At 70.4% G+C, this 21206-nt stretch carries 18 protein-coding genes; 10 read left to right on the top strand and 8 right to left on the bottom strand.

Features of this window, described 5'->3' with window-relative positions; genetic code table 11:
• Window positions 1–176: 176 nt before the first annotated feature.
• The gene (locus D8M39_RS11255) at window positions 177–791 is read right to left on the bottom strand and encodes a lipopolysaccharide assembly protein LapA domain-containing protein (RefSeq protein ID WP_310745591.1); all 615 of its coding nucleotides are present in this window, start codon (window positions 789–791) and stop codon (window positions 177–179) included.
• A 273-nt stretch (window positions 792–1064) separates the two neighbouring features.
• Between D8M39_RS11255 and D8M39_RS11250 the strand changes: the two genes are divergently transcribed.
• The 3 genes from D8M39_RS11250 (at window position 1065) to D8M39_RS11240 (ending at window position 5631) form a co-directional block, all read left to right on the top strand.
• Window positions 1065–2849, top strand: a complete 1785-nt coding sequence (locus D8M39_RS11250; protein WP_055086061.1) for an ABC transporter family substrate-binding protein — start codon at window positions 1065–1067, stop codon at window positions 2847–2849.
• 110 nt (window positions 2850–2959) lie between these two features.
• On the top strand, window positions 2960–4495 hold the full coding sequence (locus D8M39_RS11245; protein ID WP_055086059.1) for an ABC transporter permease: 1536 nt from the start codon (window positions 2960–2962) through the stop codon (window positions 4493–4495).
• The gene (locus tag D8M39_RS11240; RefSeq protein WP_083482553.1) at window positions 4492–5631 is read left to right on the top strand and encodes an ABC transporter permease; all 1140 of its coding nucleotides are present in this window, start codon (window positions 4492–4494) and stop codon (window positions 5629–5631) included. The genes D8M39_RS11245 and D8M39_RS11240 overlap by 4 nt, the downstream gene beginning before the upstream one ends.
• A gap of 11 nt (window positions 5632–5642) precedes the next feature.
• Here the strand turns inward: D8M39_RS11240 and D8M39_RS13160 are convergent, their stop codons facing one another.
• Complete coding sequence (locus D8M39_RS13160) at window positions 5643–6275, bottom strand: PH domain-containing protein (RefSeq protein WP_083482556.1); 633 nt, start codon at window positions 6273–6275, stop codon at window positions 5643–5645.
• Between the two features lie 647 nt (window positions 6276–6922).
• Here D8M39_RS13160 and D8M39_RS11230 point away from each other — a divergent pair.
• Entirely contained in the window at window positions 6923–8671 is a 1749-nt protein-coding gene (locus D8M39_RS11230; protein WP_094394850.1) for an ABC transporter ATP-binding protein, read from the top strand.
• Window positions 8672–8873: 202 nt separating this feature from the next.
• Window positions 8874–9572: a maleylpyruvate isomerase family mycothiol-dependent enzyme gene (locus D8M39_RS11225; protein ID WP_055086057.1), complete on the top strand. Its 699-nt coding sequence runs from the start codon at window positions 8874–8876 to the stop codon at window positions 9570–9572.
• Window positions 9573–9758: 186 nt separating this feature from the next.
• On the opposite strand, the gene D8M39_RS11220 is transcribed toward D8M39_RS11225, so the two are convergent.
• Window positions 9759–10937: a calcium:proton antiporter gene (locus tag D8M39_RS11220; RefSeq protein ID WP_094394376.1), complete on the bottom strand. Its 1179-nt coding sequence runs from the start codon at window positions 10935–10937 to the stop codon at window positions 9759–9761.
• A 148-nt stretch (window positions 10938–11085) separates the two neighbouring features.
• On the bottom strand, window positions 11086–11580 hold the full coding sequence (locus tag D8M39_RS11215; RefSeq protein WP_055086053.1) for a hypothetical protein: 495 nt from the start codon (window positions 11578–11580) through the stop codon (window positions 11086–11088).
• A 169-nt stretch (window positions 11581–11749) separates the two neighbouring features.
• On the opposite strand from D8M39_RS11215, the gene gatC reads away from it, so the two are divergent.
• The 3 genes from gatC to gatB are packed head-to-tail and all read left to right on the top strand — an operon-like array spanning window position 11750 to window position 15155.
• The gene (gene gatC / locus D8M39_RS11210) at window positions 11750–12046 is read left to right on the top strand and encodes an Asp-tRNA(Asn)/Glu-tRNA(Gln) amidotransferase subunit GatC (protein ID WP_055086051.1); all 297 of its coding nucleotides are present in this window, start codon (window positions 11750–11752) and stop codon (window positions 12044–12046) included.
• 2 nt (window positions 12047–12048) lie between these two features.
• Window positions 12049–13650, top strand: a complete 1602-nt coding sequence (gene gatA / locus D8M39_RS11205; RefSeq protein ID WP_238694063.1) for an Asp-tRNA(Asn)/Glu-tRNA(Gln) amidotransferase subunit GatA — start codon at window positions 12049–12051, stop codon at window positions 13648–13650.
• The gene (gene gatB, locus D8M39_RS11200) at window positions 13650–15155 is read left to right on the top strand and encodes an Asp-tRNA(Asn)/Glu-tRNA(Gln) amidotransferase subunit GatB (RefSeq protein ID WP_126875016.1); all 1506 of its coding nucleotides are present in this window, start codon (window positions 13650–13652) and stop codon (window positions 15153–15155) included. The genes gatA and gatB overlap by 1 nt, the downstream gene beginning before the upstream one ends.
• Window positions 15156–15216: 61 nt before the next feature.
• Here the strand turns inward: gatB and D8M39_RS11195 are convergent, their stop codons facing one another.
• Window positions 15217–16521 carry a CapA family protein gene (locus D8M39_RS11195; protein ID WP_126875015.1) on the bottom strand — a complete coding sequence of 435 codons (1305 nt, stop codon included), beginning with the start codon at window positions 16519–16521 and terminating at the stop codon, window positions 15217–15219.
• Between the two features lie 148 nt (window positions 16522–16669).
• Between D8M39_RS11195 and D8M39_RS11190 the strand changes: the two genes are divergently transcribed.
• On the top strand, window positions 16670–17512 hold the full coding sequence (locus D8M39_RS11190) for a hypothetical protein (protein WP_094394367.1): 843 nt from the start codon (window positions 16670–16672) through the stop codon (window positions 17510–17512).
• Window positions 17513–17634: 122 nt separating this feature from the next.
• Here D8M39_RS11190 and D8M39_RS11185 read toward each other — a convergent pair whose 3' ends face one another.
• From D8M39_RS11185 to D8M39_RS11175, 3 genes are all read right to left on the bottom strand, one after another.
• Complete coding sequence (locus D8M39_RS11185) at window positions 17635–17913, bottom strand: DUF1540 domain-containing protein (RefSeq protein ID WP_058956186.1); 279 nt, start codon at window positions 17911–17913, stop codon at window positions 17635–17637.
• A 187-nt stretch (window positions 17914–18100) separates the two neighbouring features.
• On the bottom strand, window positions 18101–18403 hold the full coding sequence (locus D8M39_RS11180; RefSeq protein WP_058956187.1) for an AzlD domain-containing protein: 303 nt from the start codon (window positions 18401–18403) through the stop codon (window positions 18101–18103).
• A gap of 1 nt (window position 18404) precedes the next feature.
• Window positions 18405–19115, bottom strand: coding sequence for an AzlC family ABC transporter permease (locus D8M39_RS11175; RefSeq protein ID WP_094394365.1), 711 nt, complete (start codon window positions 19113–19115; stop codon window positions 18405–18407).
• 107 nt (window positions 19116–19222) lie between these two features.
• Between D8M39_RS11175 and D8M39_RS11170 the strand changes: the two genes are divergently transcribed.
• A partial coding sequence (locus tag D8M39_RS11170; RefSeq protein ID WP_148111766.1) for a S9 family peptidase occupies window positions 19223–21206 on the top strand: 1984 nt, incomplete at its 3' end.

Below are 21206 nucleotides of genomic sequence, written 5' to 3'. Positions count from 1 at the left end.
GGACGACCTGCTCCGAGGTGTGACGCTTCCTGCTGTTCGTCATGATCTGACCAGTCTCACTGCCCGGACCCCCGGGCAACAGGACGACTCACACAACCACCGGACCTACCAAACGGGGTCAGCCCAACCCCGCGAGAGGTGGCCGCGCGCCGTCGTCGGCCCGGGGGAGCGGGGAATCAGTCGGTCATGGCCGCGCGGATGCGCTCGCGCTCCTTCTCGAGCTTGCGCATGCGGTGGCCCAGCGTGAAGATCCGCACCGATCCCACGAGCGCCATGATCAGCGCACCCGCGATCGCGGAGAACAGCATGGCCACGCCCAGCGGGAGACTGAACTCCCACGCCATGTACTCGAAGCGGGTGCTCACGTTGTTCTGGATGATGAACACGAGCAGCAGGACCAGCACCACCACGCCCAGGATCAGGGCCGCCCACACCGTGCCGGAGATCCCGCGCTTCACGGGCTTGTCCAGAGCGGGGTCCACGGGGGCCGTCTGCTCTCCGGTGCGGCCTGCGCGCTCCGCCCCGCGCCCGGTGGTCTCCGGAACGGCCGTGCCGCGGCTCGCCACCACGGTCTCGTCCGCGCGCGACGACGACGCCCGCCCGGCTCCCACCCCGTGGGTGCCCCCGGCGTCGGCTCGGCTCCCTCGGGGTGCCGCACCGTCGGGGTGGACCGGGGACGCCGTCTCCAGGGGATCGTCCGCGGTGGTGCGGGCGGGGCGGGAATGCGGCGCCGCGGCGACGTCGTCCGGCGGGGGTGCGGGGGCGGTGCGGTCGTGCGGTGTGTTGCTCACTGGGGGCCTCCCTGGTGGTGACGTGCTGGTGGCACAAGGGTAGGCCAGGGGCCCCCGGCGGTGGCGAGCCCGATGCTGGGCGCACGACACGCGCGGGGTGCCGACACGCCCGCGACACGCTGGCATTTTGTCCCGAATCGGGTTATTCGCGGGTAACCTGTCGTTCATTGTGAGACGCACCGCAATCCACGGTGACGCCGGCCACGGCTCGGGGTAACACCCCACCGGAGGTGCAACGCACACTCCATGCACACCACATCGGGAGGAACCGACATGGGTAACCACACCTTCAAGGGCAAGGCCGCCGTTTCCGTGGCCGCCATCGCGGCGCTGACGCTCGCCGGCTGCGCGAACGTGGGCGGCGGGGACGACAACGGAGGCGGTGACAGCAGCGCCAGCGCCCAGGAGGGTGGCGTGGTGACCGTTGCCGAGACCAACAAGTTCTCGGGCGCGAACCCCGGCTACACCAAGACGAACCTGGACATCAACGGCCACGTGGCGGAGATGACCCGCGAAGGGTTCACCACGGTGGACCCGGAGCAGAAGATCCACCCCAACGAGGGCTTCGGCACGTACAAGAAGACCTCGGACGACCCCCTGACGGTCGAGTACACGCTCAAGGACCCGCAGTGGTCGGACGGCAACAAGATCGACAAGGCCGACCTCATGCTGTGGTGGAGCGAGCTCTCCGGCTACGCGAACGACTCCAGCGAGGACGGCAAGACCGGCAAGGACTACTTTTCGATCGCCGGCTCCACGGACATCCTGGGCTCCACGGAGATGCCCAAGTTCTCCGAGGACGGCAAGACCATGACCGTCACGTGGGGCAAGCAGAACGCGGACTGGGAGATCGCCTTCGACGAAAACTCCCTGATGCCCGCGCACGTGGTGGCCAAGAAGGCCGGGATGTCCGAGGACGAGCTGCTCAAGGTGCTGGAGAACCAGAAGAAGGGGGACTCCAAGAGCCCGCAGAAGCAGCCCGAGCTGGAGAAGATCGGCAAGGCCTGGGACACCTCCTTCAACTTCACGTCCACCCCGGACGACAAGGACGTCCTCGTGGCCAACGGTCCGTACACGATCGACACCGTGGTGGAGAACAACTCCGTCACGCTGAAGAAGAACGAGAACTACAAGGGCGAGCACCAGGGCAAGCTGGACGAGATCACCCTGCGCACCATCGGCGACGCCACGGCTCAGATCCAGGCGCTGCGCAACGGCGAAGTGGACATCATGCAGCCGAACAACGTCAACAAGGACACGATGGACCAGGTCAAGCAGATCGAGAACGTGAACGTGCAGCAGGGCGACCAGCTCGCGTACGACCACGTGGACCTGAACTTCGGCTCGGACACCTTCAAGGACAAGGAGACCCGCGAGGCGTTCCTGAAGACCATCCCGCGCCAGCAGATCCTCGACCAGCTGGTCAAGCCGGTCAAGGAGGACGCCGAGGTGCTCAACTCGCAGATGTTCGTTTCCAGCCAGGGCGATGCCTACACGAAGGCCGTGGAGAAGAACGACGCCAAGAAGCTCTACGGGGACGTGGACATCGACGGCGCCAAGAAGCTGCTCGACGGCAAGACGCCCACGGTGCGGATCCTCTACAACAACGGCAATCCGCAGCGCGTGGACACCTTCCAGCTGATCAAGGAGTCTGCCGAGAAGGCCGGGTTCAAGGTCGAGGACCTGGGCGACCCGAACTGGTCCGAAAAGCTCTCCGACGGCGACTATGACGCGTCCCTGTACGGCTGGGTCTCCCCGGGCGTGGGCACCGAGATGCTCTCGCAGATCTTCAAGACCGGCGGCGGCGGCAACTACAACAAGTACTCGAACGCGGACGTGGACAAGCTCGTGGACGAGGCCCGCGCCAACCTGGACGAGTCCTCGCGCAACGACCAGATCGCTGAGGTGGACAAGCACACCTTCGAGGACGCCTACGGCCTCCCGCTCTTCCAGTCCGTGGGCTACGTGGCGACCTCGGACAAGATCGCCGGCGTGGACAAGTACCAGCCGAACCAGACCGGCGTGTTCTGGAACGTCTCCGAGTGGAGCCGCAAGTAGGGCGGCAGAGCCCCGACGACCGGGTCAACCCCTTCACGAGCACTGCGTGGGCGCGGGATCCCCGCGTCTGCGCAGTGCCGTGACCACCACTCGTCCTCCGAGGCAGCGACATGACTTCTTACATCCTCAGACGGCTCATCACAGCCGTGCTCATCCTGCTGGGCGCGTCCTTCATCGTGTACCTCATGACGGCCGCGTCCGGTGACCCTCTGTGGGACCTCTACGGCAACCCCAACGCGCAGCAGCTGATCCCGGCTCGCGTCGAGGCGCTGAACCTGGACACCCCTCCCGTGCTGCGCTATTTCACATGGCTCGGCGGGGCCGCCGGGTGCCTCGTGCCCTTCGCGGACACCTGCTCCCTGGGTGTGAGCCGCGAGGGCCAGGAGGTGACGAGCCTGCTCTCCTTCGCCATGGGCCAGACCATCATGCTCGTGACCGTGGGGACGATCCTCGCGATCGTCGTGGGCATCACCCTGGGCATCGTCTCCGCCCTGCGCCAGTACTCCGGGCTGGACTACGGCATCACGTTCCTGACCTTCCTGTGCTTCTCGCTGCCGAGCTTCTGGCTTGCGGTGCTGCTCAAGGAGGTCGTGGCCATCCAGTTCAACGACTTCCTGCAGAACCCGGCCATGTCCATGGGCTCGATCCTGCTGATATCGCTCGTGCTGGGCGTGATCTGGTACCTCGTCTCCTTCGGCAGGCCGCGGACCCGCATCCTGATGGGGGTGCTCGGCTTTGTGGTGACCTTCGGCGTCGTCTACTTCGTGCTGGCCACCAACTGGCTCAACCACCCGTTCCTGGGCATCCCGCTGATCGCCCTGACCGGGATCCTCGTGGCCGTGATCGCCACGGTGCTCATGGCGGGGCTGCGCAACCGGCGCGCCCTCTACGCCGCGCTCGGCACTGTGCTCGTGGGCCTGGTGCTGTACTTCCCGGTGCAGTCCCTCTTCAAGGGCGCCGGGGTGTGGACCGTGCTGGGTCTGACGGTCGTGATGGTCCTGGTGGGCGCCGGGATCGGGTACTTCGCCGGCGGCTACGACCGCGGCCAAGGCGCCCGGGTGGCCGGTGTCACCGGGTTCTTCGTGGCGCTGCTGCTCGTGCTGGACCGTTTCATGCAGTCCTGGCCGAGCTACGTGAACTCGGGGCACATCCGCGGCCGCCCGATCGCCACGGCCAACTCGGCCACCCCGGGGCTCACCGGTGACTTCTGGACCATGGGTCTGGACCGCTTCACCCACCTGCTGCTGCCCACCATCTGTCTGACGCTGCTCGCGCTGGCCTCCTACTCCCGGTACTCGCGGGCCTCGATGCTCGAGATCATGGGCCAGGACTACGTGCGTACTGCGCGCGCCAAGGGCCTCTCCGAGCGCACGGTGGTCATGCGCCACGCGTTCCGCAACGCGCTGATCCCGCTGGCCACGCTCGTGGCCTACGACATCGGTGGGCTGATCGGCGGTGCCATCATCACGGAGTCGGTCTTCGCGTTCACCGGCATGGGCCAGCTCTTCGTCCAGTCCGTGCGCAACGTGGACCCCAACCCCGTGATGGGCGTCTTCCTGGTCACCGGCATCGTCGCCATGGTCTTCAACCTGGTGGCGGACCTGGTGTACTCCGTACTCGATCCGCGCGTGAGGGTGAAAGCATGAGCCAGCCACAACCTATCGACGTCCCCCAGCCCGTAGACCAGAATCCCGAGGCGGGGGAGAAGCCGCAGGACGTCCGCGGCAAGAGCCAGGGCCAACTGGTGCGCCAGCGGTTCTTCGGCAACACGGGCGCGGTGGTCTCCCTGGTCGTGCTGCTGTTCATCGTGGTGCTCTCCGTGTCCTCGCTCGGCATCGGGCCGATCCCGGGCTGGTGGAAGTGGAGCCCGGACGCCACGGGAACGGTGATCGACGGCGGACGGCCCACTCTGTCGCTGCTGCCCCCGGGACTCGGTGAGCACCCGTTCGGCCAGGACAACCTGGGTCGTGACCTGTTCGCCATGGCCATGCAGGGTACGCAGTACTCGCTCGTGGTGATGATCGTGGTCGGTCTCGTGGCCGGGATCGTGGGCACCGTGGTCGGTGGCCTCTCAGGCTACTTCCGCGGCTGGACCGAGGCCGTCCTGATGCGCCTGACCGATGTGATCATCATCATCCCGCTGGTGATCCTCGCGGCCCTGCTGGGCCGTCTGGCCATCTCGTGGGTGCGCGCGCATGGGCTGCCGACGTTCGCCACCGTGATCGCGCTGGGCCTGCTGATCGGGCTCGCTTCGTGGCCTCCGCTCGCCCGCCTGGTGCGCGGCGAGTTCCTGACGTTGCGCGAACGCGAGTTCGTGGACGCCGCCCGTCTGGCGGGTGCCTCGAGCGGACGGATCATCTTCAAGCACATCCTGCCGAACACCGTGGGTGTCATCACCGTGAACATCACGCTGCTGATGTCCTCGGCCATCCTGCTGGAGACCGCGCTGTCCTACCTGGGCCTCGGCATCCAGGCACCGGACTGGTCCCTGGGCCGGCTAATCAGCGAGAACCAGACCGCGTTCGCGACCCGGCCGTGGCTGTTCTGGTGGCCCGGTGTGTTCATCGTCGCCATCGCGCTGACCATCAACTTCATCGGCGACGGTCTGCGGGACGCCTTCGACCCGCGCCAGCGCAAGTTTAACCCCAAGCGGGCCCGGGAGATCGGCTCCGGCCGCGACGAGCACGCCCGGGACGCCGTGCCCGCGACGATGGCGACGGCGTCGTCCTCCTCTGACGGCGACGCCGCCACCCCCGTCACGGACGGCGGGGGCACCCGGTGACCCGCCCCGGTTCAGAGCGTGAACAGCACGGCGCTCGCAGCGCCCAGCACCAGGGTGGTCGTGAGCGGTCCCGGCGTGAGCCGCACCCGCACCGGGTCCTCGGATCCGTCAGCGGAGAAGACATCGAGCTCGCCGGTCTCGATCCTGCGCTGCCACACGCTGCGGACCCGGTGGGCCGCCGCGCCGGACGCGGTGGAGGTCAGGTCTCCCACGCGCACGGAGCCGTCCGGGCGGGCGATCGGGTGGTTGCGGTTCACGGCGTCGGGACCCGCACGGAAGCTCGACCCGGCACCCGCGGCGGGCAGCGCAAAGCTCGAGTGCTTCCCGGTGTCGGTCACCAGGGTCACGGCGAACCGGGTGCTCACGTCCACGATCCGCGCCCACGGCACGCACACGGTGCGCAGGGGATTGACCAGGCGCACCTCCCGCTCGTGGACCTCCAGGCGGGGGCGCCAGTAGAGGGTGTAGCCCAGCCCCGCGAGGGTCAGGGCACCCAGCACGGCCGCCGCGTGGTGGGCCGGGGTGCGGCCCCAGCCGGAGATTCCCACCACCAGACCCAGCAGCACCAGGAATCCCGTGAGCCATGGGGCCGACGCCGCACGGAAGGTCTCGTGGTCCGGGGCGGTCTCGTGGCTGGTCGGCATGGTCCCCATGCTAGGCAGTTCGCGGCCCCGCACCGCGGACCCTCCGCTTTCCGGCACCGCGGTGCCCCGGTCGACGGGTCCTTCCGTGGCTTGGAAGCCCACCTCTGCTGTGCCGCGGCCGTCCAGCACTGCGGTGCCCCGCACTCCGCGCGCGTCCGCCCCGCGCGCCACGTTCTCAACACGATGGAGCACAGACGATGAGCACCTCGAACCAGCCCCACGGCGTCCCCGAGGGCGCGCCCGATCCCCGCGACGGAGCCCACCAGTCGCCGGATGCGGTCCCGGCGCAGGAGCCGACCGCCGCCGAGCACAACGCCCCGTGGGACGGCTCGCTGGCCGGAGACGGCCGGGTCGCCACCTCGCCAACGGGTGACGTTGCGGCGCAGAACGCCGGGAGCCATGGTGCCGGGAGCCAAGACGCCGGGACCCCTGGTGCCGGGACTCCTGGTGCTGGGACCAGCAGCGCCCAGGGCCCGGAGGCGGGCCAGTACGCGGCGCCGAACGGTTCCGGTGCGACGTCGGGGGCGGGGACCGCTGTCGACGGCCGCACCGCCACGGACGCCAGAGCCGCGGCCGGGTCGAGGAAGCGGGGCCGCCGTGCCCTGCGGTCCGAGCCCGGCGCCCGTCGTGGCCGGTCCCGCACCAAGGTGGCCCGAGGCGAGCCCGTGCTGAGCGTGCGCGGACTGAGCGTGGACTTCGGCGTGGACCGCGAGTGGGTTCCGGCCGCGATCGACCTGGACTACGACGTCGCCGCGGGCGAGGTGCTCGCGATCGTGGGCGAGTCCGGCTCGGGCAAGTCCGCGAGCTCGATGTCCATGCTGGGGCTGCTGCCGTCCAACGCGCGGGTGCGTGGTTCGGCGAAGCTCGGCGGCGAGGAGCTGATCGGACTGCGGGGAAGTGCCCTGCGCCGGGTGCGCGGCGAGGAGATCGCCGTGATCTTCCAGGAGCCCATGACCGCGCTGAACCCCGTCTACACGGTGGGGCAGCAGATCGTGGAGACCCTGCGCCTGCACCGGGACATCTCGCCCACGGAGGCCGCGGAGCGTGCCAGGCAGATGCTGACCATGGTGGAGCTGCCGGACCCCGAGAAGGCGTTCCGCTCGTACCCCCACCAGCTCTCGGGCGGCCAGCGCCAGCGCGCGATGATCGCCCAGTCCCTCTCCTGCGACCCCAAGCTGCTGATCGCGGACGAGCCCACCACGGCCCTGGACGTGACCGTGCAGGCGGAGATCCTGGACCTGATCCGCAACCTCAAGGACCAGCTGGACTCCGCAGTCATCCTCATCACGCACGACATGGGCGTGGTGGCGGACCTCGCGGACAAGATCGCGGTCATGCAGAAGGGCGTGATCGTGGAGCAGGGCAGCGCCGAGCAGATCTTCTCGGCTCCCCGCCACCCCTACACGCGCACCCTGCTGGAGGCGGTGCCCCACCTGGGTCAAGGCACGGAGGGCGACGAGTCCGTGGACATGGTGGCCGCGCTCGAACGCTCGGTGGCCGCGCCCATCGTGGTGGACCGCAGCACCGCCGAGGCCGCCTCCATGGACACCCTCGCCAAGCGCGTGGTGGCTCCCATCCTGCAGCTGAAGGACGTGGCGATCGAGTACCCCAAGCAGGGCCGCAACCCGGCGTTCCGCGCCGTGGAGGGCGTGAGCCTCACGGTGGCCTCGGGTGAGACCGTGGGCCTGGTGGGGGAGTCCGGTTCGGGCAAGACGACGATCGGGCGGGCCGCCGTGGGGCTGCTGCCGGTGGTCGAGGGGTCGCTGGTGGTTGACGGCGTCGAGCTCCACGGCGCCTCGCGCTCCACCCTGGACCGGGTGCGCAAGGACGTGGGCATGGTCTTCCAGGACCCGTCCTCGTCCCTGAACCCGCGGCTGCCGATCGGCGAGTCCATCGGTGAGCCCATGTTCCTGGCCAAGGTGGCCAAGGGCGCGGAGCTGCAGCACCGGATCGAGCAGCTGCTGGACCAGGTGCGGCTGCCGCGCAACTACCGCAACCGCTACCCGCACGAGCTCTCCGGCGGCCAGAAGCAGCGCGTGGGCATCGCCCGTGCGCTGTCCCTGAAGCCCAAGCTGCTCGTGGCGGACGAGCCGACCTCCGCACTGGACGTGTCCGTGCAGGCCACGGTGCTGGATCTCTTCGAGGAGCTGCAGGCGGAGATGGGCTTCGCGTGCCTGTTCGTCACCCACGACCTCGCGGTGATCGACCGGCTCGCCCGGCGCATCGTGGTGATGCAGCACGGGCACGTCGTGGAGCAGGGCTCGCGCGAGACGGTGCTGCGCCACCCGGAGCAGGAGTACACCAAGCGGTTGCTCGCCGCGGTGCCGGTGCCGGATCCGCAGACCCAGCGGGCACGGCGGGAGCTGCGCCAGCAGCTGGCGGAGACGCTGCCCTGAGCACCTGAGCAGCCGAGCCCCTGGCGGGACAGCGGGCAGGGGACCAGGCCCGTGGCCGGGGAGCGAGGACAGGTTGTCGGGAAGGGCCCGGGACGGAACCGGAGGTGACCGGTGTCCGTCCCGGGCCCTTCGTCGTGGTGCGGATCGTCGTGGGGCGGCTTACTGTGCAGCGGCTCACAGCGGGCTCACTACAGTGGGGGCCATGACGAACTCTTCTCGCGTGAGCACAGACCTCGCCCGGCTGCGGCGGGAGACCGAGAGCTTCCTGTCCACGGTGGACTCCCTCTCGGAGGCGGAGCTGGCGGCGCCGTCGCTGTGCGAGGGGTGGGACCGCGCCTACGTGGTCGCCCACCTGGCCTCGAACGGCCGGGCGCTCGTGCGGCTCGTGGACTGGGCCACCACGGGCGAGGCCCGGCAGCCCTACGACTCGCCGCAGGCACGCGCGCAGGACATCGAGTCGTACGCGGCGCTGGCCCGTGAGGAGCTGCTCCGGGCGTTCGAGGACAGCGCGCGCTTCTTCGCCGAGCAGTGCGTACGGCTGGAGGGGGAGCTCGCGGTCGAGGAGCTGGACCTGCACGGCAAGCCCACCCCGGCGGTGTCCCTGCCCGCGGTGCGGATCACGGAGATCGTGCTGCACCACTGGGACCTCGACACCTCCTGGTCGCTCGCGCTGGCCGAACCGGAGTCCGTGCTCAACGCGCTGGAGGCCGCGGTGAAGACCATGCGTGCCAAGAAGGCTCCGGGGATGACGCTGCGCACGGACGAGCACGACGAGTGGGTGGTCGGCGACGGCGGCCAGCTCGTCACCGGCGACCGCGTGGGCCTGCTGCTGTGGCTGGCCCGCGGTGAGACCTCCGGGGTCGAGTCCGAGGGGACCCTGCCGGAGCTGCCGGCCTGGTGAGCCCCGGGCCGACGGCGTCCGCCGTCCTCTGAACCGGCGGCCGGCCGACAAGGACGGCAGGTTCTCGCCGCGCCGTTGAGGTCTCGGCCGAGGACGGTGTCGCCCCGCGTGCGGGCGTCACCGTCAGGGCAGGCATGGACGACGGCGTGCGCGCGCGTCGCCGCGCTCGGGCCCGTCAGCACCGGGTCAGGAGAAGACCGCGATGCCGTAGGCCGCGAAGAGCACGAGGTGAGCTACTCCGTGCACGGCGGTGACGCGGGGAGCCGCGAACGCGACCGCGGACAGCGCGAGCGTGACCCCGAGCAGCAGCAGGTTTGCAGGGCTCTCCGCCAGCACCACGGTCTGACCCGTGAGCATGCCGATCACGAGCACCGCGGGAATCGTGAGGCCCACGGTCGAGACCAGTGCACCGTGGCACAGGTTGCTCACGCGCTGGATCTCGCCGTGGCGCGCGGCCCGCAGGGACGTCAGGGACTCCGGCAGGAACACGATGCCCGCGATCAGCACCCCGGCCACGGCGGGCGGGGCGCCAGCCCGGCCGAGACCATCGTCGAGCAGCGCGGCCATGTCGTGGGAGAGCAGCACCACGGGCAGCACGGTCACCACGAGGACCGCCAGGCGCCCGAACAGCTCGGGGCGGTGCGCGCGCAGGACCTCGCCCAGCGGCGGGCGGGGCGCGGCTTCGTCGTCTCCGGTTCGAACGGTGCCGCCGACGTCGGGAACAGGGGAGTGCACCGGCGCGGCGCCGCCCACCTCCGTGAAGTCCTCCGCCTGCGCGCCGGTCTGTCGCCACAGGAAGAAGGCGTAGCAGCCCAGGGTCACCACGACCACCGGGATCACCTGCCAGGGGCGGAACGCGCCATCCGTGCCGAGCGCCGCGGGCAGCCCGAACGCGAGCGTGCACAGCACCACGAGCAGGGACAGGTAGGTGGAGACGCCCGTGCGGTGGTGGCGCAGGTCCCCGTGCGCGAGCCCGCCCACGAGCAGACAGAGCCCGATGACGAGGTTGAGGATGATCATGGACACCGCCATGACGGAGTCGCGGGCGATCGTGGCGTGCTCACCGGGGCCCAGCATGACGGCGCAGATCAGCACCACCTCGATCATCACGATCGACAGGGTCAGCACGAGGGACCCGTAGGGATCGCCCAGCCGGTGGGCGAGCTGCTCGGCCTGGTGGACCACACCGGTCGAGGCGAAGAGGATCACGCCCACGATCACGGCGAGGGCAGCCAGCAGCGGAAGTGCTGGCACGGGTGGCGCCAGCAGCCCGGAGACGGCCCACAGTGCGAGGACGGCGAGCCAGCCCACGGCGGCGCGGGCGGTTGTCAGGGGTGTCAGGACACGGCGCAGGGCGGTGGTCATCTCGGGTCACCTGGTTCCTCGGGACCTCGGTCCCGGTCGGTGCGGGAGCCGGTGGGCCCCCTCGCGGGTGGGGCCGTCCCCGGGATGTCGAACGGTCCGGGGTCGTCCCCGGGCCCGACGGCGCGCGGCGCGGTGCCGCGCGCCGGGATCAGTCGCGCACGCCGAAGAGCCAGGCGTCCGCCCGGTCGGTGTGCGGGTCCTCGAAGTTCACGAACGTGCGTCCCTTGGCCTCGACGACCTTGTACTCCTGGACCACTTCGAGGCTCAGCCGTTCACGGTGCTCGACCTCGGCGATCACCGCGGTGGCCCCGGAGCGGTCGGGCAGGGTGGCGGGGTAGGCGAGGGCGCCCACGAGGATGCCGGGGGCCTTCTCCCGGGCGATCGCGCGCAGCGAGTCGAGGACCTGCTCCGGACGCATCCCGGCGGCCTCCTGCGGGTCCACGGAGTTCAGCTCGAACTCGCCGTCCTTGCCGCCGGTCACGAGGAACGCGGGGAAGGTGCCGTACGCGGCCACCTGCTCCTCCACCACGGCCTGCACGTGGCTCAGCGCGGTGTCCACGGTCTCCACGGCGGAGTCGGAGATCCACTGCCGCCAGGCGTTGTCGTGGTCCGCGCGGGCGCGGGCGGCCTCCGCCTTGGTCATCCGGGACGTGCCCCGGGCGGGCGTGGAGCGGCGTCGGGAAGGACGAGCGGAGGACTGAGCCACGAAGGAGGACCCCTTAGAACGGTGGAGCGGCAACGGGTGTGATGAGTCCAGGGTAGGCGCTCGCTAGACTGGATCGGAACCACTTCAGTCAATACCAGGAGCATGCATGTCTGCGATCAACCGCGAACAGGTGGCCCACCTGGCGGAGCTGGCGCGGATCGAGATGACGGACGAGGAACTGGCCCGGGTGGCCGGGGAACTCGAACTGATCGTCTCGTCCGTGGCCTCCGTCAGCGAGGCAGCCGGACCCGACGTCCCCGCCACGAGCCACCCGCTGCCGTTGCAGAACGTCTTCCGCGATGACGTCGTGGGCGAGACGCTCACCCAGGAGGAGGCCCTCCTGAACGCCCCGGACAGCCAGGACGGCAAGTTCCGTGTTCCCGCGATCCTGGACGGTGAGTGAGCATGAGCGAGTCGATCATCGAACTCTCCGCCGCTGAGCTCGCGTCGAAGCTGGCCTCCGGCGAGGTCACCTCGGTGGACGCCGTGCAGGCGCACCTGGACCAGATCGAGGCCACGGACGGCACCGCGCTGGACGCGCAGGACCGCTCCCGCGGCACGGACGGCCTCAACGCCTTCTTGCACCGCAACACGGAGGAGGCGCTGCGCGTGGCCCGCGAGGTGGACGAGGCCCGCGCCAACGGTGAGGAGCTTCCGGAGCTCGCCGGCGTGCCCGTGGCCGTGAAGGACCTCATCGTCACGAAGGGCCAGCCCACCACGGCGGCATCCCGCATGCTCGAGGGCTTCATGAGCCCGTACGACGGCACCGTCACCCGCAAACTGCGCGCCGCGCGGATGCCGATCCTCGGCAAGACCAACCTGGACGAGTTCGCCATGGGCTCCTCCACGGAGCACTCCGCGTTCGGCCCCACCCGCAACCCGTGGGACCTCACCAAGATCCCCGGCGGCTCCGGTGGCGGTTCCGCCGCGGCGGTCTCCGCGTTCCAGGCCCCGCTGGCCCTCGGCACGGACACCGGCGGTTCCATCCGCCAGCCCGCCGCCGTGACCGGCACCGTGGGCGTGAAGCCCACGTACGGCTCGGTCTCCCGCTACGGCGTGATTGCCATGGCGTCCTCGCTGGACCAGGTGGGCCCGTGCTCGCGCACCGTGCTCGACGCCGCACTGCTCCACGAGGTCGTGGGCGGCCACGACCCCGCGGACTCCACCTCCCTGCCGGGTCCGGTGGGCGGCTACGCGCAGGCCGCGCGTGCCGGTGCCGCGGACGGCGGGCTCAAGGGCCTGCGCGTAGGCGTGGTCAAGCAGCTCACCGGAGACGGCTTCCAGGCCGGCGTGCAGCAGCGCTTCGAGGAGTCCCTGGAGCTGCTGCGCCAGGCCGGTGCGGAGATCGTGGAGGTGGAGACCCCCAACTTCGAGTACGCGCTGGGTGCCTACTACCTGATCATGTCCTCGGAGGTCTCCTCCAACCTCGCCAAGTACGACGGCGTCCGCTTCGGTCTGCGCGTCACGCCCGAGGGCACGCCCACCATCGAGAAGGTCATGGGAGCCTCGCGTGCCGCGGGCTTCGGTGACGAGGTCAAGCGCCGCATCATCCTGGGCACGTACGCGCTGTCTGCCGGGTACTACGACGCCTACTACGGCTCGGCCCAGCAGGTGCGCACCCTGGTGCAGCGCGACTTCGCCGCGGCGTTCGACAAGGCCGACGTGCTGATCTCGCCCACCGCGCCCACCACGGCGTTCGACATCGGCGGCGTGGACGAGTCCGCGGACCCCATGCAGATGTACCTCAACGACATCGCCACGATCCCCACCAACCTGGCCGGGATCCCCGCGCTCTCGCTGCCCGGTGGACTGGCGCCCGAGGACGGGCTGCCCGTGGGCATCCAGTTCATGGCCCCGGCCCGCGAGGACGCCCGCGTCTACCGCGCCGGCGCGGGCCTGGAGCGGCTGCTCGCCGAGAAGTGGGGTGGCCCACTGTGGCAGCACCGCGGCGACGTCGCCGGCACCGTTCGTGATTTCGCGGCCACCGCCGCGCAGGGAGGCAAGTGATGAGCCAGGACGTGCTGTCCTTCGAGGAAGCCCTCGAGCGCTTCGACCCCGTGCTGGGGTTCGAGGTGCACGTGGAGCTGAACACGAAGACCAAGATGTTCGACGCCGCCCCCAACACCTTCGGGGACGAGCCCAACACCAACAGCACCCCGGTGTCCCTGGGACTGCCCGGGGTGCTGCCCGTGGTCAACGGCAAGGCCGTGGAGTCCGCGATCAAGCTGGGCCTCGCGCTGAACTGCTCGATCGCCGAGAAGTGCCACTTCGCCCGGAAGAACTACTTCTACCCGGACACGCCCAAGAACTTCCAGACCTCCCAGTTCGACGAGCCCATCGCGTACGAGGGCTACCTGGACCTGGAGCTGGAGGACGGCACCGAGTTCCGCGTGGAGATCGAGCGCGCCCACATGGAGGAGGACGCCGGGAAGCTGACCCACATGGGCGGTGACGCCGGGCGCATCCAGAACGCGCAGTACTCCCTGGTGGACTACAACCGCGCGGGCGTGCCCCTGATCGAGATCGTCACCAAGCCCATCGAGGGTGCGGGGGAGCGGGCGCCGGAACTGGCCCGCGCCTACGTGGCCGCCATCCGCGAGATCGTGAAGAACCTCGGCATCTCGGACGCCCGCATGGAGCGCGGCAACGTGCGCTGCGACGCGAACGTGTCCCTCATGCCCAAGGGCGCCACGCAGTTCGGCACGCGCTCGGAGACCAAGAACGTGAACTCGCTGCGCGCCGTCGAGCGCACCGTGCGCTACGAGATCCAGCGCCACGCCGCCGTGCTCGCCGCGGGGGAGAAGGTCACGCAGGAGACCCGCTTCTGGCACGAGGACACCCGCTCCACCACGGCCGGGCGCCCGAAGTCGGACGCGGACGACTACCGCTACTTCCCCGAGCCGGACCTGGTCCCGGTGGTCACCACCGCGGACTGGATCGAGGAGATCCGCGCCACCCTGCCGGAGCCGCCGTCCGAGCGCCGCAAGCGCCTGAAGGCGGACTGGGGCTACTCGGACGAGGAGTTCCGCGACGTCGTCAACGCCGGCGTGATGGACGAGATCGAGCGGACCATCGCCGCCGGCGCCTCCGCCGCGACGGCCCGCAAGTGGTGGATGGGCGAGATCGCCCGCCTGGCCAAGCAGCGCGAGGTCGAGATCGCGGAGCTTCCCGTCACCGCGGAGCACGTGGTGGAGCTGAACCAGCTCATCGAGGGCGGCAAGATCAACGACAAGCTCGCCAAGAAGGTCCTGGGCTTCGTCGTCGACGGTGAGGGCACCCCCGGTGAGATCGTCGAGGCCCGCGGCCTCGCGGTGGTCTCCGACGACGGCGCGCTGAGCACCGCCGTGGACGACGCCATGGCCCAGACGCCGGACGTCGTCGAGAAGATCAGGGGCGGCAAGGTGCAGGCCGTGGGCGCGCTGATCGGACCCGTCATGAAGGCCACGCGCGGTCAGGCGGACGCCGGGCGCGTGCGCCAGATCATCCTGGAGAAGCTCGGCGTCCAGGGCTGATCCGCGCTGCTCGCACGAGCGGTCTCCGAGGGCCGGTCCGGGAACGATCCCGGGCCGGCCCTCAGTCTGTCCGGTCCTCGCTGAGCTTCCACTCGTGCAGCCCGTGCTCCCGCGCGGAGTCCGTGGTGACGATCCCCGCGATGCGTTCGCGGATGGCGGCGTCCTCCGCCTCCGAGCGGCAGACCCCCGAGGGGGCGTCCGAGGCCACAGGACACCACGCGTAGGCCCCGCCCTGGGTGTTGGAGCTCGGGACCCAGGCGAGGTCGCTCACGCGCCAGTCGCCGTCGCCCGAGCGCGCGAACTGGAAGCGCGCCGTGATGCCCTGATTGTTCGTCTCGTTCACGGGCGGGGCGGTCTCGGTGACGTTGTTGCCCACCCCGTAGACGATCCACGTGTCGTGATAGTTCTCGATGGGCTGGACGCTGTGCGAACCGTGGCCGTACACGGCGTCGAACGCGCCGGAGTCGGCCAGGGCGTGGGCGGTCGTGCGCTGGTACTCGTCCGCGGTGTCCGTGTACTCGAGGATCGAGTGCATCGCGGCCACCACCACGTCCGCGCCCGCTTCACGGGCCTTCCGGGCCTGAGCGACGGCGTGCGCCACGTCCTCGCGCGCCGCCCGCTCCCCGACGGCAGGATCCGCGCCGTCCCTGAGCCGGTCTACGCGCCAGGGCTGGTCCGCGGTCTTCTCGTTGAGGCTGTTCGTGCCCGTGACCACCGCGAGCTTCCCGGAGGGCGTGTCCACGACCATGGGCTTCTCGGAGTCCGCCTCGGTGGCGTACGAGCCGGTGTGCTGCAGACCGGCGTCGTCGAGGGCCCGCAGGGTGCGCTCCACGCCCTCGGTGCCCTGGTCGATCGAGTGGTTGCTCGCGGAGGTGCAGGCGTCGTAGCCCGCGCCCTTCGCCGCCGCGAAGATCTCCGGTGGCACGTTGAACTCGGGGTACGCGGAGTACGGCCCGCCGCTCGCGGCCACGGGCGTCTCCGCCTGGCACACGGCCACGTCCGCGTTCTCCAGGTACGGCTTCTGCTGGGCCATCAGGGGAGCGAAGTCGAAGTTCGCGCCGTCGTGCGTGGCGGGGTCCACCGCGAAACGGCTCCACAGCCCCTCGTGCAGCAGCAGGTCCCCGGAGACCGCGAGGCTCATGCACGTGTCCTCCGGGCACTCGGGCCCCTTCCCCGGTCCGCTCGGGTGCGTGGCCCCGCCCTGCGCGGACGACGACGCCGCCCCGCTGGCTTCTCCGCTCGCCGCCGGGGTGCCGGGGCTCTCGGAGGGCGAGGAGCAGCCCGCGAGCACGAGCAGCGCAGCGGCCCCCAGCGCCAGTGACGTGCGCGCGGCGGATGCGGAGCGGTGGCGGGTACTCGTCAGCATCCTGCGATGCTATCGCGAACGCACGTGACGAGCACCACGCCCATTTAGGTCAGAAAAATCTGACCAAATTGCCCGTTTCGGCTTCCGTTCGGGCCCCGGCGGAGGTTAGGCTTTCCTAAGTTTCGAAGTCGAGGAGAGCGGGGCGGTCGTGGGTCCAAGCAACAGCGGGGCACGGACGGGGGTGCGGGAGCGTGCTGTCTCCCTCGCCCACCGGATGCTCTCGGGTGCCGGTGAGGCCCAGGTGGTGGCGTACCGCGTACCGGGCCAGCCCGTGCTGGACTCAGTGGCGCACGGCCTCACCCGCAACGGGGAACTGGTCCTCGCGGCCACCGTGGACCCGCAGGAGATGGATCCCGCGGTGCTCGTCACCGGCGAGCCGGTGGAGGTCCGCATGGACGTCACCAAAGTGGCCCCGGAGCCGGACGTGCGCATCGTGGCGGCGAGCGCGCACCTGCTCGCGCGGCTGGAGTGGCTGGACCCGCTGGACGCGGAGCTGCTCGTGGGCACGGGGGAGATCCCCGAGCTCGTGGCGACCGTGGCCGGGGCCCCGAACGGGCGGCTGGCCGTGCTTGAGGCCGAGCGCGTGGTGCTCCACGACGGGTCCGGGGTCACGCCGGTGGAGCACCGGGAACTGGTGGTGCACCACGGCACGGTCGGGGCCGCACCGGGTGACGCGTGCCGCGAGGTGGAGTCCACGGGTCTGGACGCCGCCATGGACGTGGACCGCGTGGACCTGGCGGGTCTGTGCGATGCCGCTGAGAACGGCTGGATCCCCGCGCACCTGCTCACGCAGAAGCCGTCCACGGGTGGCTGCGCCCACACGGTGGAGCGGGACTTCATCGTGGACGTGGACCTCACCGGGATCACCGTGCTGCGCCACGGTGCGCGGGTGACCAGTGTCTACTTCGTGCCGTTCGGGCGGGGGCGCACGTCCCCGGAGGGGCTCACGGCGAGTGTGTCCACCCTGCTCGGGGCGGGTGTGGCCGCCTGAGTCCGGTGTCCACCGGGCAGCAGGGGGAATGACGAAAGACCGTGGATCGGCAGATCCACGGTCTTTCATCATGGGTGAGGTCCTGGGACCGGGGGTGCCGGAGTGCTCCGGCGCAGAACGGCCTACTCGGCCTCGTAGCTGCTGCAGTTGGCGTCCGCGGTGACCTCGATGGAGGAGGCGGTGCACAGCAGGTCCTTGTTGTGTGCGCACTCGAGGCGCTGGCACGCACCCACCTGGCCGTTGGCCGTGGGCAGCCCGCCGCGGGCGTCGAGGGAGATGAACGTGGTGCAGGACGCGGTGGCGCCCTGGCCGCCCACCGTGATGGCGGGCGCGGTGCAGCCGTTGTCGTTGAAGGCGCAGCCGGTGGCGGTGCAGGCGGAAACAGCGGTGAGAGTGGCCATGATCTTCTCCTGTGACTCGAGGGGTGCTCGTACTGTCGGTCGTGTTGAAAAGAACACTAAAGGTAGTTTTGATCGTTGGCTAGTAAGTTTTACCTTACGGCACGGCATTGTTTTCTAATCCGGGTAAGGCGTGCCTCAGTAAAGAAAGTGGCCGCTTGCGCTATTAGGAAAACAATTTTTTTCCTATTCAGCCCAGTGCCAGCCCGCTCAGGGAGTAAGCCGCGAAGCCCGCGAGGAAGCCCAGCAGAAAGTTCCTGGACCCCAGGTTCACCAGCACGGCCACGACCGCGGCGAGGACGAGCCGGCTCAGCTGCACCCCGGAGTCCGCCTCCAGCAGCGTGTAGGCCACGAGGATCAGCATGAGTCCGGCCGGCAGCAGCGTGGAGAGTTCCCGGAGGTCCTCGCGGTCCCGGTAGCGGTGGGCCACCTGCATGGGGAGGAAGCGCAGGGCGAACGTCACGGCGGCGCACACGAGCAGGGCGGCGATCACGTCACGCCCCACTCTCGGCACCACGCGGCGTCGTGCCCCGGCGCGGACGCCGCACCATCAGGACGCACAGTACGGCGTAGCAGAGCATGGCGCCCAGCAGGAAGATGCTGCGCGGCAGCAGCAGGCCCACGCCGATGGAGAGCAGGGCGGCCGTGAGGATCTTGACCCGCTGGGTCGCGGCGGTGATGGCACCCACGAAGAGCAGGGCGAACAGGCCGGTGAGGGCGAAGTCGAACCCGTCGAAGGACTCCGGGACGAGACCGCCGGCGAGGGCGCCCACGGCCGCGCCGAGCACCCAGTAGAAGTGTGAGACCCCCTGGACCAGCAGCAGCTGGTGCTGGGTGGTGGGGTGCACCCCGCTGTTGATCAGGGCGTAGGCCTCGTCCGTGAGCGCGTAGGGCCCGTAGAACTTCGCGAACGGGGAGCGCAGCAGGTGCGTGGGGTAGGAGAAGCCGTAGAACACGTGGCGCGCGTTGACCAGCAGGGTGGTCACGGCGATCTGCGCCAATCCGGCCCCGGCGGCCACGAGCCCCACCAGCAGGAACTCGATGGACCCGGCGAAGACCACCAGGGCGGTCAGCGGAGCGAGGTAGGGCGCGAAGCCCAGGGACACCGAGTACGCGCCGAAGGCCATTCCCAGGGGCAGGTACCCCATGGCCACGGGCACGGTGACCCGCAGGGCCCAGCCCAGGGTGCCCTTCTGCGTGCTCATGCCGCGCGCTCCTCGCTGCTCGGTGGTGGGGATCCTGGGTCACGGTAGCGCGGTGGGCGGGCCCGCGCGGACCGCGGGCGGGTGCGGCCGTCTGTAATGTACGACACATGACTTCCCGTTACTCGCTCCCCGAGCAGCTCGTGACCGTTCCCCGATTGGCCGGCCTGGTGGTGCACCGGGACGGACCCGTGCTCGCCCTGCGGCAGGAGCTCTCCTCCGACGGCAAGCGCTACGTGACCCACCCGTGGGCAGTGCCCCGGGACAGTGCGCCCGTGCAGCTGACCCACGGGGACCACGGCGTGCAGGAGGTGCGCCCGGCGGCGTCGGGCGCGGTGTGGTTCACCAGCGAGCGGCCCGTGGCCGGTGACGAGGACAAGCGCACGCGGCTGTGGCTGCTGCCCGAGCACGGCGAGGCGCGCATGGTCCTGGACGCCCCGGAGGGGATCTCGAGCCTCGAGCTCGGCGGGGACCGGCTGTTCTTCGTCTCCGGCCTGTACCCCGCGGCGCGCGGCGCGCAGGACGAGTTCGCGCGCAACCGGGAGATCCACGACCGCCGCGACGAGACCGGTGTGAGCGGGATCCTCTACGACAGTGCCCCGTTCCGGTACTGGGACCACGACCTCCCCGCCGCAGACGACGCACTGTGGTTCCTGGACACCGCGGCCGTGGCCGAGGGCGCGGACCCGGCGGCCTCCGTGCACCGGGTCGAGCTGCCGGAGGGGCGGCTGGGCGAGTTCTCGGTGGCCCCGGACGGCACCTGGGTGCTCGCGGAGATCTCCACGCTGCTGCCCGCGGGCACGCAGCGCTCGCAGCTGTGGCGGCTGCCGGTGGCACCCGAGCACGGGGACGAGGCCGTCCTGCTGCACGACACCGACGAGGCGGAGATGTGGGCGCCCGCGGCCGTGAGCCCGGACGGAACGCGCGTGCTGCTCGGGCGCCAGCGGCTGTGGCGCGAGGGCGTGAGCATGGCGGTGTCCGTGTGGCTGCACGACGTCGCGACCGGCGAGGAGACCGAGGTGGTGCCCGCGGACGATCACTGGGCGCAGGAGCCCCGGTGGATCGACGACGAGAGCTTCGTGTGCACCTCCGACCATCGCGGCCGCGGCATCGTGCTGCGGGTGCACTGCCCGCGGGGTGGACGGACCCGCGTGGAGACCATCGCCGGGGGCGCGGACCAGGACTGGACGTACTCGGCGGTGGCACCGGCGGGGGAGCAGTTCGTGGGGCTGCGCGCGAGCTACACGCACCCCTCCGAGCTCGTGCGGTGGCCCTTGACGGGCGCGCAGGAGCCCGCACCGGTGGCCGGGCTCGTCCCCGAGGACACCGTGCCGGGCCGGGTCGAGGAGGTCACCGCCACCGGTGAGGACGGCACACAGGTCCGCGCGTGGCTCGCCCTGCCGCACGCGGACGACGACGCCGCACCCCACCCCCTGCTCGTGTCCGTCCACGGCGGGCCCTGGGGCTCCAACAACCAGTGGAGCTGGCGCTGGAACCCGTGGCCGTTCGTGGCCGCGGGCTATGCGGTGCTGCTGCCGGACCCGGCGATCTCCACGGGCTACGGCCAGGCCATGATCGACCGCGGTCAGCAGGAGCTGGGCGGGGCGCCGTTCACGGACGTCATGGCCCTCACCGAGGCGGCCACGCGGCGCGCGGACATTGACCCCGAGCGGCAGGCGCTGATGGGCGGGTCCTACGGCGGGTACATGGCCAACTGGGTGGCCACGCAGACGGGGGACCGGTTCCGGTGCATCGTCACGCACGCCTCCCTGTGGAACCTGGACACCATGGGCGCCACCACGGACAACACGCAGTGGCGCGAGGCCATGGGGCCCTCCCAGGCCGCCACGTACTCGCCGCACCGGTTCGCGGAGCGCATCGAGGTCCCGCTGCTGGTGATCCACGGGGACAAGGACTACCGCGTGCCGATCTCCCAGGGCATCGAGCTGTGGGCGGACCTGCAGCAGCGCACCCGGGTCGAGGGCCACCGCTTCCTCTACTACCCGGACGAGGGACACTGGATCCTCAAGCCCGCCAACGCGCGCACGTGGTACGAGACCGTGCTCGCGTTCGTGGACGAGCACGTGCTGGGAA

The organism is Kocuria sp. HSID17590 (assembly GCF_003989485.1).
Classification (GTDB): Bacteria; Actinomycetota; Actinomycetes; order Actinomycetales; family Micrococcaceae; genus Kocuria; species Kocuria salsicia.
Note: the sequence above shows the minus strand (reverse complement) of the source record. Positions and strands in the feature narration are given on the sequence as shown.

What these genes read in the sequence shown, in the direction of transcription:
- gatC (WP_055086051.1), top strand. Translation starts at nt 11,750, where the DNA reads ATGTCTGCGATCAACCGCGAACAGGTGGCCCACCTGGCGGAGCTGGCG.
- D8M39_RS11175 (WP_094394365.1), bottom strand. Translation starts at nt 19,115, where the DNA reads ATGAGCACGCAGAAGGGCACCCTGGGCTGGGCCCTGCGGGTCACCGTG.
- gatB (WP_126875016.1), top strand. Translation starts at nt 13,650, where the DNA reads ATGAGCCAGGACGTGCTGTCCTTCGAGGAAGCCCTCGAGCGCTTCGAC.
- D8M39_RS11250 (WP_055086061.1), top strand. Translation starts at nt 1,065, where the DNA reads ATGGGTAACCACACCTTCAAGGGCAAGGCCGCCGTTTCCGTGGCCGCC.
- D8M39_RS11215 (WP_055086053.1), bottom strand. Translation starts at nt 11,580, where the DNA reads ATGACCAAGGCGGAGGCCGCCCGCGCCCGCGCGGACCACGACAACGCC.
- D8M39_RS11220 (WP_094394376.1), bottom strand. Translation starts at nt 10,937, where the DNA reads ATGACCACCGCCCTGCGCCGTGTCCTGACACCCCTGACAACCGCCCGC.
- D8M39_RS11225 (WP_055086057.1), top strand. Translation starts at nt 8,874, where the DNA reads ATGACGAACTCTTCTCGCGTGAGCACAGACCTCGCCCGGCTGCGGCGG.
- D8M39_RS11240 (WP_083482553.1), top strand. Translation starts at nt 4,492, where the DNA reads ATGAGCCAGCCACAACCTATCGACGTCCCCCAGCCCGTAGACCAGAAT.
- D8M39_RS11245 (WP_055086059.1), top strand. Translation starts at nt 2,960, where the DNA reads ATGACTTCTTACATCCTCAGACGGCTCATCACAGCCGTGCTCATCCTG.
- D8M39_RS11185 (WP_058956186.1), bottom strand. Translation starts at nt 17,913, where the DNA reads ATGGCCACTCTCACCGCTGTTTCCGCCTGCACCGCCACCGGCTGCGCC.
- gatA (WP_238694063.1), top strand. Translation starts at nt 12,049, where the DNA reads ATGAGCGAGTCGATCATCGAACTCTCCGCCGCTGAGCTCGCGTCGAAG.
- D8M39_RS13160 (WP_083482556.1), bottom strand. Translation starts at nt 6,275, where the DNA reads ATGCCGACCAGCCACGAGACCGCCCCGGACCACGAGACCTTCCGTGCG.
- D8M39_RS11195 (WP_126875015.1), bottom strand. Translation starts at nt 16,521, where the DNA reads ATGCTGACGAGTACCCGCCACCGCTCCGCATCCGCCGCGCGCACGTCA.